At 64.8% G+C, this 12,538-nt stretch carries 7 protein-coding genes and 1 pseudogene; 1 reads left to right on the top strand and 7 read right to left on the bottom strand.

Translation table 11 applies throughout. The features are described 5' to 3' along the window. From ROA7023_RS18730 to ROA7023_RS18715, 6 genes and pseudogenes are all read right to left on the bottom strand, one after another. The coding region (locus ROA7023_RS18730; protein ID WP_370739249.1) for a calcium-binding protein at nucleotides 1-1,057 on the bottom strand (1,057 nt) is incomplete at its 3' end. A 233-nt stretch (nucleotides 1,058-1,290) separates the two neighbouring features. Continuing rightward, nucleotides 1,291-1,755, bottom strand: coding sequence for an alpha/beta hydrolase family protein (locus ROA7023_RS18725; RefSeq protein WP_234992326.1), 465 nt, complete (start codon nucleotides 1,753-1,755; stop codon nucleotides 1,291-1,293). Then, nucleotides 1,638-3,764, bottom strand: a complete 2,127-nt coding sequence (locus tag ROA7023_RS25265) for a hypothetical protein (RefSeq protein WP_234992325.1) — start codon at nucleotides 3,762-3,764, stop codon at nucleotides 1,638-1,640. Before ROA7023_RS25265 ends, ROA7023_RS18725 begins: the two co-directional genes overlap by 118 nt. Nucleotides 3,765-4,102: 338 nt before the next feature. Beyond that, nucleotides 4,103-4,291 carry a hypothetical protein gene (locus ROA7023_RS24010; protein WP_143535641.1) on the bottom strand — a complete coding sequence of 63 codons (189 nt, stop codon included), beginning with the start codon at nucleotides 4,289-4,291 and terminating at the stop codon, nucleotides 4,103-4,105. A 112-nt stretch (nucleotides 4,292-4,403) separates the two neighbouring features. Continuing rightward, nucleotides 4,404-4,505, bottom strand: a pseudogene (locus tag ROA7023_RS24005) (ATP-binding protein); the annotation flags it as partial. Nucleotides 4,506-4,775: 270 nt separating this feature from the next. Further along, on the bottom strand, nucleotides 4,776-7,814 hold the full coding sequence (locus tag ROA7023_RS18715) for a sensor domain-containing protein (protein ID WP_143535640.1): 3,039 nt from the start codon (nucleotides 7,812-7,814) through the stop codon (nucleotides 4,776-4,778). A 322-nt stretch (nucleotides 7,815-8,136) separates the two neighbouring features. Between ROA7023_RS18715 and ROA7023_RS18710 the strand changes: the two genes are divergently transcribed. After that, nucleotides 8,137-11,106 (top strand): toll/interleukin-1 receptor domain-containing protein, encoded by a 2,970-nt coding sequence (locus ROA7023_RS18710; RefSeq protein WP_085880542.1) that lies wholly within the window; start codon nucleotides 8,137-8,139, stop codon nucleotides 11,104-11,106. A 638-nt stretch (nucleotides 11,107-11,744) separates the two neighbouring features. Here ROA7023_RS18710 and ROA7023_RS18700 read toward each other — a convergent pair. Continuing rightward, a complete protein-coding gene (locus ROA7023_RS18700; protein WP_085880540.1) occupies nucleotides 11,745-12,500 on the bottom strand; it encodes a DeoR/GlpR family DNA-binding transcription regulator in 756 nt (251 codons plus the stop codon). Between the last annotated feature and the right edge of the window lie 38 nt (nucleotides 12,501-12,538).

The raw sequence follows: 12,538 nt of genomic DNA, 5'->3' as shown, positions 1-12,538 counted from the left end.
TGCCATCGTCGCCGCGCAGGGTGTTGTTGCCGCTGATGGCGTAGATCTCGTCATCGCCCTTCCAGCCGCGGAAGGTGTCGTTGCCCGTGCCGGTGACGATGATGTCGTCGCCGGACCCGCCGGAGCCATGGTCATTCCCGCTGCGCCCCTCCAGCCGGTCGTTGCCCGCGCCGCCGTAGAGCGCGTCATCGTCGGCGCCGCCGTCGAGGAGGTCGTAATCAGCGCCGCCATCGAGCGTGTCGTTGCCGCCCAAGCCGTGTAGCCTGTCGTTGCCCTTCTTCCCCCTGACGATGTCATTGCCAGGGGACCCCGGGATGGTGTCGTTCTCGTCGCTTCCTTCATCGGCGATCCCGACAGAGGATCCCCGCGTGCGGATGACAAAACCCGAACCGTCCCGCGAGACTCTTGCCTCGGAGGGATCAATCTCGCCGTCCAGCCTGATCGTGGTGTCGAACTGGCCGTCGTCGTCGGTATCGAGATCCACGGTCGCGAAACCCGGCCCCTGCCCCATCCGCCAGGATGACGTCCAGGCGTCAGACAGAATCAGCCAGTCGTCGTCGGTAAAATCCCTGATCTTCAGGCCGTCGAGATCTCCGGGCAGGCCCTTGACCGTATCGTGGCCCGGTCCAAGAAAGACTTCGTCGAACCCGCCGCCGGGGTTGAAGATGTCGTTTCCGCGTCCGAGGATCCACCTTTCGGACTCCGCGCCGCCTGTCAGATTGTAGTCTTCGGTCTCGTCGCCGAACAACCAGTCGACTGCGTCGCCAACAAGCGAGGTGACCGCGTCGGCGGCCGCCTCCGCCGCATTGCCGATGTTGCGGATCAGCGCCCCGCCATACTCGAGCGTCTTGTCGAGGACATATGTCCCGGTCTCTTGGACGTCCTGCCAAACATCCGCCGACCACGACTTTGCCGCCGCCCAGGAGGAGGCCGTCCATTGCGACAGACGGCCCCACTGATCCACCGTGAACTCGGCCAGGGCCAAGGCGCCGTCACGGGTTGCGGCGACAGCACTGTCGAGGGCTTCCCCGACAAGGCGGCTGACTTCGACAGTCACCTCCCAGGCGATGCCGATAACTTTGAAGAATGCGCCGATGGCAGTCCGGAAGTCGTCCGCGCCATCGCGCGACGCCAGCGCTTTACCGATCTGGCCTGCAACGCCAGGCCCGGCGAGGTGCGCCGTTGAAACCATCGCCAGTGTAAAGCCGATGTATTCCTTGTCCGGCTCTCAACCGCGAATGCCATCGCCGACAAAATAGGTGAAGTCTCCTTCGGAAAGCTCGTCGGCCGTCAGCCGGCGACGACGACAGGCTCGCCGGAGCGGGGCGTCGGAGCAACCGGGGTCGAATAGCCGGACGTCAGGTCGTACAGGCCCTCGCGCGACCACTGATCCACATGCGCCGTCAGGATATGGGACCACAGGGCCCAGGGACTCGACAGATCAATCGTGTCGAGATCGTAGATCACGACGTCTCCGTCCAGGTAGGTGCGCCCCGCGAGGCTGACGATATCCCCGGCCGAGACACGATGTTCGACCGCGCCAATCAGCGACGGATTCGCCAAGTTGCCGACATCTCGCGAGATGCCGGCAGGGTTGAAGGTGGTGACAGAGGCGATCGGCACATCCCGGTCGCTCATCACGGCCGACAGAACCTGTGCCTGGGCCCCTCCCTGGGAGTGGCCGGTGACATGGATGCCCTGCGGTGCGCGGGAGGTGATCCATTGCGCCAGCGTGCCGGACGCATCATCGAGCACAGCCATGAGTTCCGCATACCCGACCCCCTGCATGTCGGCATTCTGCAGCCAGTCAAGCAGATCGGTGGTTCCCGGATCGCAAGAACCGGCTCCAGCCCGGCACCTTCAAGGGCCACGGCTGCGAAAGGATGGTTGTCCCAGACCCGGGTTGCGGAATAGCCGGTTGGCTGGCCGAGGGCATCCAGAACGGCACTGCCCTCGAATGTGCGTTCTCCGACCCAATAGGCGATGTCGCGGGCGGCATATTCGATCAGGCCCGCGTCCGGCGGGCGGCGATCCCGTTCCTCGGGCACGGCCACGATCGTGAAGTCATCCTGCCAATCCGTGATGACGGTTCGGGCCTCGCCCGTCTGAAGGTTGATTCGAACAAGGTCCCTTGGGCCGGAGAAGGGGTCCTCGGTATCGTCGACGACGACATGCAGGGCGTCCCCGATCAGGTGGGATGCATGCGGACCTTTCCAGCCACTGTCGGACTCAAAATCCTCGTCAGCCCTGATCGCTTTGACCGCGGCTGCTGCCAGGGCAGCATCATCAACAATTTGCCGGGCGACGCCCGCCTCTTGATCGTACCGCCAGATGCCAATGTTGCTGAGGATGAGGAGTAGGTCGCCGTCCGGCAGGCGCACCACCTCTTCGGTCCCGTAATTCTTGCCGACGAGGTCAATATGAACAGCCGTGCCTGTCTGCACGTCGCTGACGACAAAGTTTCCAATTCTGTCGCCAAAGACGGCGAGGGTATCGCTCGGCGTCCAGACCTGGATGTTGGTCATATCAAGGCCAAGCGATGTGGTGCCCGCGACAGTGCCGTCGGTGATCCAAGTGTCATCGGACGTCTGCGTCACGAATTGACCATTGCCCAGCGGCACCAGTATGCGAGGGCTGCCGCCAAGGTCGAGTAGCTGCTCGGGCCGGTCGTCCGAACCGGCGGCGGACCATAGCCCACCTTCGAGACGTTCGAGCCTGAATTCGATCTCTGACGTGCGAGGGTCGTCATCGAGAACCTTTTTCAGGGCCCTCCCGGCCATGATGTAGCTGCCGTCGGCCGCCTCATAGCCAAGCATGCGGGAGGCAGGATAGACACCTTCGTCGACCCCGAGCTCATAGTACGCAAATTCGACACCGCCATAAGCCAGGGCCTCGATGCTCTCGGCGCCGCTGCCGAGCGCGACAAGCGTGGCATCCGGATTCAGCCAGTAGCTGGCGCCGCTTTCGCGGACGATGAACTGTCCCTGGGTCGTCACGTCAATGTCGACGTCCCTCGCCCAGGCCCATTCGGTGATGCGCCGGGTGCCTTCGGGTGTCCCGTCACTGACAAATACCGCGCGGCTAAAGTCCTTCTGGACGGAGAACGCCCAGAGTTCGGGCGCAAGCTTGCCCGCCATTTCAAGTCGCTGGGTCTGAAAGAGGGCTGGCACTTCGATGGCATCGCCGTCCGCGCCCTGGCCAAACCACAATGTTTCATCTTGCCCGATGAAAGTGCTGAACAGGGACCTGTTCTGGGAATCCTCGGGGAAATACCCACTAGACACCATGATTCCTGCGCCATTCGAATTCGGCACGGGCTCCAGTGTCCCGGTGGCGATGTCGTAAATGGCAAGTTCGGCAGGATAGACCCCGTCGGGATCGTAGCTGACCAGCAGGCTGGTCGCCGGATCGGTGCCCAGCGCCGTCAGCGGGGGTGGGCGGGAGAAGCCGTATGTCGGGATCTCCGTCAGGCCGGCCGGTGTGCCGTCAGTTACGAACGTCTCATGCAGCGCCGCTTCGTGAAAGGCGACCCTTCCGTCGGACAGGCCGACAATCTCGTCGATTGCCCCCACCATGACCAGGACCGGCGTGCTGCCGGATCCATCGGTTTTCCAGAGGCCTGCGACTCCGTCGCGGTCGCCGTAATAATAGTCGAACATCGGCGTTACCGCAGAGCGTAGAAAGGAGTCTTTTTGAAGCCGGGAGATCGGATTCAGTTGAAATCCCGACGGTTTTACGCTCGCGTGATGTTTGCTGAAGATCAAGATCTATTCTTGACAGGGCCGGCGTTGCCGTCGCCAAAGATCTTGGATGTTGCTGGGTAGACCGGTGATTGAATTTCCGGATCGAAACGATCGAAACGATTTGAACCGGTGTCGGGATCCGGTGGACATGCGACGGCGCGATGCGTTTGCCCAGGTCGCCGCGCCGTTTTGGCAATCCGCGATCGGCATCGATGCCTATTTTGCCGAAGACTGCGAGGCAGAAATTCCTTCCCTGGATCCGGGCCGTTCAGCGTCGTCGCCACGGAGGCCCGACCCGAGCCCTTGCCGAAGCCGAAGCCGGCATCCGCGGGTCTGTCTCGACCCGGCGTGATCTGCGGTCAGGCCGCCAGTTCAAACGCGGCTGCGGGTGTCTTCATGCCGAGCGCCTGCTGCGGCCGGCGCACGTTGTGCAATGCGATCCTTTCGCCATTGGTGCAAGTTGCATCGGAAAGCCTCTCGACGCGTTGCCGATGCACCCAGCGTTCCCTCAGGGAGCGCATCAGCCTTTGCTTTATGTCAACCGGCACGCAATCTTGCCTCCTATCGGCGTCCCAAAATGCCTGCCCTTGTGCTCACGGGAAGCTGGCCCGAGGCAATGTGACCCTCACACAGCGCAATCGGATCGGGCCAAGGTGTTGGTCATTCGCAGGTCTTGAAGCGCCATCTCTCGTTGCCGGTTTCGACGATGGCACTGTGGTGGGGCAAGCGGTCGAGCAAGGCGGTCGTCATCTTGGCGTCACCAAGTGAGCCATGGTCCCGAAACCCCCGCCATAGAATGTCGATCACGCCTTGGGCGCTGTGAACCATGCAGGATTCACGGCCTCAACCCGATCAATGGCTCCCGGGCCCAGTCGACGCTGCATGGCAATTTGTCTGAGCCTTCATGCCCCGAATTGTCACATTCGGACCTTCAACAGCATGTTTTCGAGGGATCACTTTCTGTTCTTGATCCTGTTTTCTGGCCGATCAAAACGGAAGAGCGAAAGGACCCTTGTCGGGAGAGGCCGCGGCTCAGCAGCCGGTGCCCGTCCCTGCGGGCGTGCTCCAATCGCCCGAGCGCAGCCGGTCGCGCAACTCCGCCTCGGGCATCGGGACACCCAGGCCGTAGCCCTGCAGGTAATTGCAGCCCATGGCCGTTAGCAGGCGCACGTGATCGGCCGTCTCGACCCCTTCGGCGATGACGTCGATGCCATGCATCCGGCCGATGTCGATGATCGAGCGGACGAGAGTGCCCTGCTTTTCGCCCTTCGTGAGTGGTCCGACGATCTGCTGGTCGATCTTGAGCCGGCTCGGCTGAAGCTGCAGCATTCCGACGATCGAGGCATGGCCCGTGCCAAAATCGTCAATCTCGATTTCGATTCCCATGCTGCGGATGGCCGCGATATTGGCGGCGATGACCGGGTTGTGGGTGTCCAGAAACACCGTCTCAAGCAGTTCGAACGAAAGCTGCCCGGGCCGGATGCCCAGCTGCTGGAGACGTTGCGGCAACTGCGGATCCGCGAGCCTGCGGGCCGATACGTTGACTGCGACGCGCGGCGCGGCAAGGCCCAGCGTCGACCAGCGAGCCTGATCGGACATGACCTGCTCCAGAACGCGCTGGTCCAGCCGCTCCACCACTCCCAGTTCTTCGGCCATCTCGAGGAAGACCGACGGCGGCGCGACCGTACCGTCGGGCCGCTGCCAACGCACCAGCGCCTCGAGCCCGCTGAGCCGCAACGACCCGGCCTCGAACTGCGGCTGGTAGACGCAATAGAATTCGTCGCGCTCCAGGCCGCCCAGAAGCGCGTCGGCCAGGAGCCGCTTCGTCTCGACGGCGATGCGCATCCGGTCCGAAAAGGACATGCTGCGCCCGCGCCCGCTGTCCTTGGCCTCGTAGAGCGCCATGTCGGCGTTCTCAAAGACCTCCTCCGGCGTCTGGCGGGGCAGGTCTCCGATCGCGATCCCGATCGACACCCCAAAGCGGCATTCCTTGGCATTCACCTCGAAGGGGATCTCGAGTGCGTAGGCGATCTTCTCGGCGATCCGCTTGATGGACGACGGGCGCGGGGCCGTCTTGAAGAAAATGACGAATTCATCTCCGCCGACCCGCGCCACCGTGGCCTCTTCGGGCGCGATGCCCACCATCACCTGCGCCACGTGCCGCAACACCGCATCCCCCGCCGCATGGCCGAGGGTGTCGTTGATCTGCTTGAAGCGGTCGAGGTCGAGCTGCATGACGGCGATCTGCTGCTTTTGCCCGCGCACGGCCTGCATCTGCTGGTCGATGAAACGACGATTGGGAAGGTCGGTCAACGCATCGTGCAGCGCGTTGTGTTCCATCTCCGCACGCGCCTGTTCAAGCTCTTCGTTGCGCCTGTGGGCGAGGGCATGAGCGCGGCTGAGTTCGGCCGCCGCCTCGACATCGGCGGTGATGTCCCAGTCCACGCCGATCAGGCCATGCCCGACCGCCCCGTCGAACAGCATCGTAGACCGGGACCGGATATAGCGCTGTTTGCCGTCGGGCCTCAGGATGCGGTAATCCGCCCCGAAAGTGGTCTTGCCGGCCTCGACCTCGGCGGTCTGTGCCAGCACCCGCTCCTTGTCGTCGGGGTGGATGGCATTTTCCCAATAGTCCGCGGCGATCGGACCGGGCGGCCGGTCGAGCCCGAAGATCTCCATCATGCGCGCGTCCCAAACGACCTCGTCCTTGGCGAGGTCCGCATCCCAGATCCCGACGCGCGTTGCCTGAATGGCCACTTCCAGACGTCGCGACATGCGATAGATCTTCTCGCTCGCCGCCTTGATGTCGGTGATGTCGGTGTCGATCCCGATGATCCGGGTCGCACGGCCCTGGGCATCTCGGGCGATGACCCGGCCCCGCGACAGGATCCAGATCCAGTGGCCGTCCCGGTGCCTCTCGCGGTATTCTTGGAACACGGTCTCTGTATCGCCGTTCACTGTCGCCTGGATCTGCCGTTCCAGGGACGCGCGGTCATCGGGATGGGTCCGCTCGGCGAGCGCGGCGCGGCTTTCGTCAAAGGCATCGTTGGGCCCGTAGCCGCGCATCTTGCGCCAAGTCTGCGAGACATAGCGGGTGCCGGCGGCCTCGTCGTTGTCCCACAGGCCGAGCTGCGCATACTCGGCCGCGATCAGCCAGCGTTGCTCCAGCAGGGCGATTTCGCGGATATATTCCTCGGTGGAATGGGAGGCGGTGATCTCGGCATCGGTTCCCGCGACGCGCAGGACAGCGCCGCTCGCGTCCCGTTCGATGACCGCCCCCTTGCACAAGATGGTCATCCAGTGCCCGTCCGCATGCCTTTCGCGATAGATCACAAGGTCGAAATCGGCCTCACCGGCCTGCAGCTTGCGCTGGTAATCGAACAAGGCCGGACGGTCTTCGGGGTGCAGCCGCTCTTTCCAGGTCTTGTGGTTTTGAAGGAGGTCGTTTTCCTCCACCCGATGACCGCGCATCAGGTACCAAAGCTCGGACGCCACGAACGCGCCTGTCTGCGGGTTGCTTTCCCAATAGGCATGGGACAGCTGAGAGAGGACCCGACGCGCCGACGCGCGGGCATCCGGCGCGACCCGGCCGGCGTTCTCAATCGGCATGTTCGAGATCGAGGATTCAGGTATTTCCTGGACAAGGAACCCGTATGCTGAATCGCCGGAGCGCGTCAGCGGCGATATCCGAACCTCCATCCGCGGCCGTGTCAGGGTTAGCTCGACGACCCCGCTCGACGGGCCGTCGTGCGCATCCTGATCGTCGGCATGGTCCGTGTTGTCCGGCCGGCGCGGATCTTCGGCGGCGACCGGCGGCAATGTGGCGTCATTCTGCCCACTGCCCGGTCGCGCAGCAGGCAGCCGAGCCATGCCGGCTAGCTGGGCGCGCTTGTCCGCGTCGTCCACGTAATCAAGTATGGACTTTCCCGCGGGGCCGGGGTGGCCGAACTTGATGGCGAAGCCGGGCGTGAAATGCCGCAGCACCAACCGGTCATCGAGCACTGCCCCATCAACGACGAGGGTCGCCATGAGCTGCGCGGCATAGTCGTCAAGGCCCAGCAATCTCGACATGTTCAAACGCGTGTCTTCCACCGCTCTGCTTCAAGCCTTTCTGACAATAAGATCAACCGATCCAGACCCGGCTATCCACGCTGTCGACGTAGCCCGACGCGCGTTGCACACAACCATCCAAACAAATTACTAATTTGTGCTTAACACGGTTTCGGAAAAGGCGTCGAGAAGGACCCACCGTCTCCTCTGGAAAGGGGTTGGGGGCGACGCCACTTGTTCAGGACTGGAGGCCGAACCGGGCCGTGTCATCAGCCATAAACTGTTTTGGCCTTTGCCGGGCCGACCGGCTAGGCTTGGGCTGTCGTCCGGTTGTGTTGCGCCCATGAAAGAGAAACCTTCTGCCTCGAAGCTCTTTGTTTCCTACTCTCGACACGACGACGCGCGTATCGAGCGGCTCTATGACGCCCTGTCGTCGGACGATGACCTCACGGTCTTCCGAGATATCCACGACATTCTGCCCAGCGAAGAATGGAAGCCCCGGCTCGAAAAGCTGATCCGGGAAAGTGATACGATCCTGTTCGCCCTGTCGCCCTCCTCCATCCGGTCCGAGGTCTGCAAATGGGAGCTTGGGCTCGCGGAACAGCTGAACAAGCGCGTCATCCCCGTCGTGATCGAGGACATCGACGGTGCGCCGCCGCCGCTCGTCTCGAAGCTCAACTACATCTTCCTGACCGACGCCCACGATTTCGCGGCCGGGCTGGAGAAGATCCGCTATGCCATCAACCTCGATATCGACTGGATCCGGGAACACACGCGCCTGGGCGAACTCGCCGACCGCTGGCAGAAAACCCTGCGTTCCGGGGGCCAGCCGCTGCGCGGACAGGATCTGGAGGAGGCCGAGGAATGGCTCCTGTCGCGACCGAAGGCCGCGCCGGAGCCCACGGAGCTTCAACGGACCTTCATCGTCGCCAGCCGCAAGGCCCAGGCCCGACGTCAACGACAGACCGTCGCGGGGGCGCTTGCGGCCCTGCTGGTTCTCGGCGTCCTGGCCTCCTTCGCCTGGGTGCAGAGGAACACCGCCCTTCAGAACGAACGACTGGCCCAACGCCAGACCGAAATCGCGACCGAGGCCCGCGACATGGCAGAGGCACAGCGTCTGCTGGCGGAAGAGAACGCCCGCCTTGCGGCTGCTGCAACGGACCGCGCCGAAGCCGCGCTGGCCGAGGTCGCCACCCAGCGGGACCGCGCCGAGCGCAATTTCGCCACCGCGCGGCAGGCCATCGACGCGCTGGTCTTCGACATTGCACAGGGGCTGAAGAATGCCGAAGGCCTGCGCCTTGAGAGCCTCGAGGTGATCCTGTCGCGGGCCGAGGATGCGGTGATGCGATTGCTCTCCGCCGATCCCGGCAATCCCGACCTGATCTACCTCGAGGCGGCGATGCGGATCGAATTCGCGGGCGTCTATGCCGGGGCCGGCGAGCGGAGACGGGCGATGGCCTCGGCCGAGCGGGCGCTGGCCTTGTTTCGGACCCTGTTGGAGACCTCGCCCGACAATCGCGACTGGCAACGCGATGTCTCGATCGCCCTGGAACGGATCGGCGATCTGAGGCTTCAGGCCGGGGAGGTCGCCGCGGCGCTGGCGGCCTTCCGCGACGGGCTCGACATCCGGCGTCGTCTCGCGGCGGGCGATCCGGGCAATATCGTGCTGCAGCGCGACATCTCGATCAGCCTCGAGCGGATCGGCGCCCTGCAGGTCCGCACCGGCGCGGTGGCCGCCGCGCTGGAAACCTACGAGGAGGCGCTGGACATCCGGCGCCGCCTCGCCAAGTCCGAGCCGGGCGATGCGCAGGCCCGGCGCGACATCTCGGTCAGCCTGAACGCCATCGGCGACCTGCAGCTGCTGTCCGGGCGGGTTGACGCGGCGCTGCGGGCCCACACACAGGCCCTGGCGATCGCCCGACGGCTGGTGGCGATCGACCCGGGGAATACCTTGTGGCAACGGGATCTGGCGATCAGCCTGAACGAGCTCGGCGACCTGCACCTGCGCAGCGGCCGTCCTGACCCGGCGCTGGAGGCCTACGCCGAAAGCCTCGGGATCGTGCGCAGCCTTGTGGCGACGGATCCTCAAAATGCCGAATGGCAGCGAGATGTGGCCTTCGGCCTCAACAAGATCGGCGATCTGCGTCGCAGGGCCGGGGATCTGGACACGGCGCTGCAGGCCTATGACGAGGCGCTGCGCATCGCCCGCCGGCTTTCGACGACCGACCCGGGCAATGCCGAATGGCAGCGCGATGTGGCGATCGGCCTCGAGCGGATTGGCGACCTGGGCATGCAGACCGGCGACCTGGGCGCGGCGCGGGCCGCCTATCGCGAAGGGATGGAGATCAGCCGCCGCCTCGTCGCGACCGATCCCGACAACGCCGCGTGGCAGCGCAGTGTCGCCCTGGGGCTCGACCGGATCGGTGGCCTGCACCGGCTGGCCGGAGAGGCAGACGCGGCCCTTGCCGCCTACATCGAAGGGTTGGAGATCGCCCGCACCCTCGGGGCGACGGATCCGGACAACACCCAATGGCAGCGCACCATTGCCGTCAGCCTCAACAAGATCGGCGACCTGCGGATTGCCGCAGGCGAGGTCGACGCGGCGCTGGCGGCCTATTCCGAAGGATTGCAGATCATGCGCCGCCTGGCCGCCATCGACCCGTCCAACACCGAGTGGCAGCATGACACCGCGTTCGGCCTGAACAAGATCGGCGACCTGCGCATGCGAACCCAGGAGGCCGATGCGGCACGTGTGGCCTTCGCCGAGGCCACGGCCATCCTGCAAAGCCTCGTTCAGATCGAGCCCGCGAACCAGCGATGGCGGCACGATCTCGCCGCGACCCTGAACAGGCTCGGCTACCTGCACGCCTTGGCCGGAGAGGAACAGGCCGCGCTGGAGGCCTTTCGCGACGCGCTGCAAAATGGCCGGCATCTTCTTCGGGTCGACCCGGCGAACGCCCCGTGGAAGCACAGCCTCGCCCTTAGCCTCGACGGCATCGGCAGCCTGTCCCTGCAAGCCGGAGAGCAAGACGCCGCGCAAGAGGCCTTTGCGGAAGCCCTGGAGATCCGACGTGCCCTGGCCGCGCAAGGACTGGGCAATCCCGCCGCCCGGACGGACCTTATCACGAGCCTCTACAACATCTCGCTCGCCCAAGGCCGCGCGGAGGCCCGTGCGTCCGTGCAAGAGGCCCTGGATCTGGTGACGGAGCTGGAACGCCAGGGCGCCCTGACCGCAGACCAGCAATCCTGGCCCGCGCTCCTGCAGGACAGGCTGGCGCTCTTGCAGCGCCGCGCCGAGGACGCAACCGACTGACCCTAGGGCTGACCCGTCGCCCCGCACCGCCCGGCCGTGAACAGGCATGCAAGACCGCCCCCCTTGGCGGGGTGATCGGCTTGCGAAAGTGCCACCCTTCGCCTCGAAACCGGATCAACCTGTCGGATTCCCGGCCCACGCACTGCCCGGACAGCGAGATGTCGACGACGCAGACCAGGCAGTGGTCCACGGCGCACCGCCTTGGACCGGGCTTCAGAAGGGTCGGCAGGTTCTTGCAAACCGGTGGCGTTCACCTGCCTCCAGTATCTGCATCTCTTGCGGCGTCGCCACGTCCGAGCATGTACTCCGCCAGCATCGTCTTCGGCTTGGCATCCTCGGCCTCGTCGCCTTGGACACTTTCACGCCACCATAGCATGGGCGTAAGGGTCGGCCGCATACCCGTCGTCCGCCTCGATCCAGCAGGACACGCGGTTCCATCTGCTGCCAATTGGCGCGGATCGACGCGCCGGAACGCGGCCGCCGGGTGGCCAAACAATGCCGCTTGGACCAAGGCGACGAGTCCACGAGGAAGGCTCTGATGATCCGCGGCGATCAAAGTCTTGATCCCATCCATGTCGCGGATGCTCTGGCAGACCTGTGCGTCCCGCGCGGGCCACACCGGTTCATCAGGTCGGACGCTAGACCCGGATCACTTCGATCCCGAGGTCCTGGAGCGGGGCCGCCGCCGCGTCCGAGGTGCCGGTGTCGGTGAAGACCCGCGCTGCCGTGATGGCCGGCGCGATGACCGCCGGCAGGACTTCGCCGAACTTGCTGTGATCGGCCAGAATCCAGACCTCGTGAGCACGTTCGAGCATGACCCGGTTCACATAGGCCTCGTTGGGGTCGAAGGTGGTCAGACCGCGCAGGGCGTCGATGCCGTCAACGCCGATGATCGCCACGTCGATGTTGATGTCGCGCAGGGTCCGCTCTGCGATATGGCCCACGGTTTCGGCGGTGCGGCGGCGCAGGGTGCCGCCTGTCAGGGTCACCTCGACGCTCTGGGTCTCGCGCAGTTCCAGTGCGACGTTGATCGCGGTGGTGACAAGGCGCAGGGACTTTCGACGGATCGACGGCAGCATCTGCATCACGGTCGTGCCGCCGCCACAGGCGATGAAAGTGCCGTCTTCGATCCGAGCGCCCGCTTCGGCCCCGATGCGACGCTTTTCGGCAAGGTTCGTCATCAGTTTGGCGTCGAAGGGCAGCTCTTCGCGGTGCGACGGCAGGGAGGCGCCGCCGTGGGTGCGGATCAGCGCCTTGCGCCCTGCCAGGTCCGAGATGTCGCGCCGGATCGTCGCGACGGATGCACCGAGCTCGGCCGACAGCGCCTGGGCGCTCACGGTGCCGCGGCGGGCAAGCTCCGACAGGATTCGTTCATGGCGTTCCGCGCGGATCATCCAAGCCCCATGGGTCTTTCTTCGATCGGATCTGTCCT

The organism is Roseisalinus antarcticus, assembly GCF_900172355.1.
GTDB lineage: Bacteria > Pseudomonadota > Alphaproteobacteria > Rhodobacterales > Rhodobacteraceae > Oceanicola > Oceanicola antarcticus_A.
This window is presented reverse-complemented; position numbering and strand designations above follow the sequence as displayed.

What these genes read in the sequence shown, in the direction of transcription:
- ROA7023_RS18715 (WP_143535640.1), bottom strand. Translation starts at nt 7,814, where the DNA reads ATGTCGAGATTGCTGGGCCTTGACGACTATGCCGCGCAGCTCATGGCG.
- ROA7023_RS18700 (WP_085880540.1), bottom strand. Translation starts at nt 12,500, where the DNA reads ATGATCCGCGCGGAACGCCATGAACGAATCCTGTCGGAGCTTGCCCGC.
- ROA7023_RS18710 (WP_085880542.1), top strand. Translation starts at nt 8,137, where the DNA reads ATGAAAGAGAAACCTTCTGCCTCGAAGCTCTTTGTTTCCTACTCTCGA.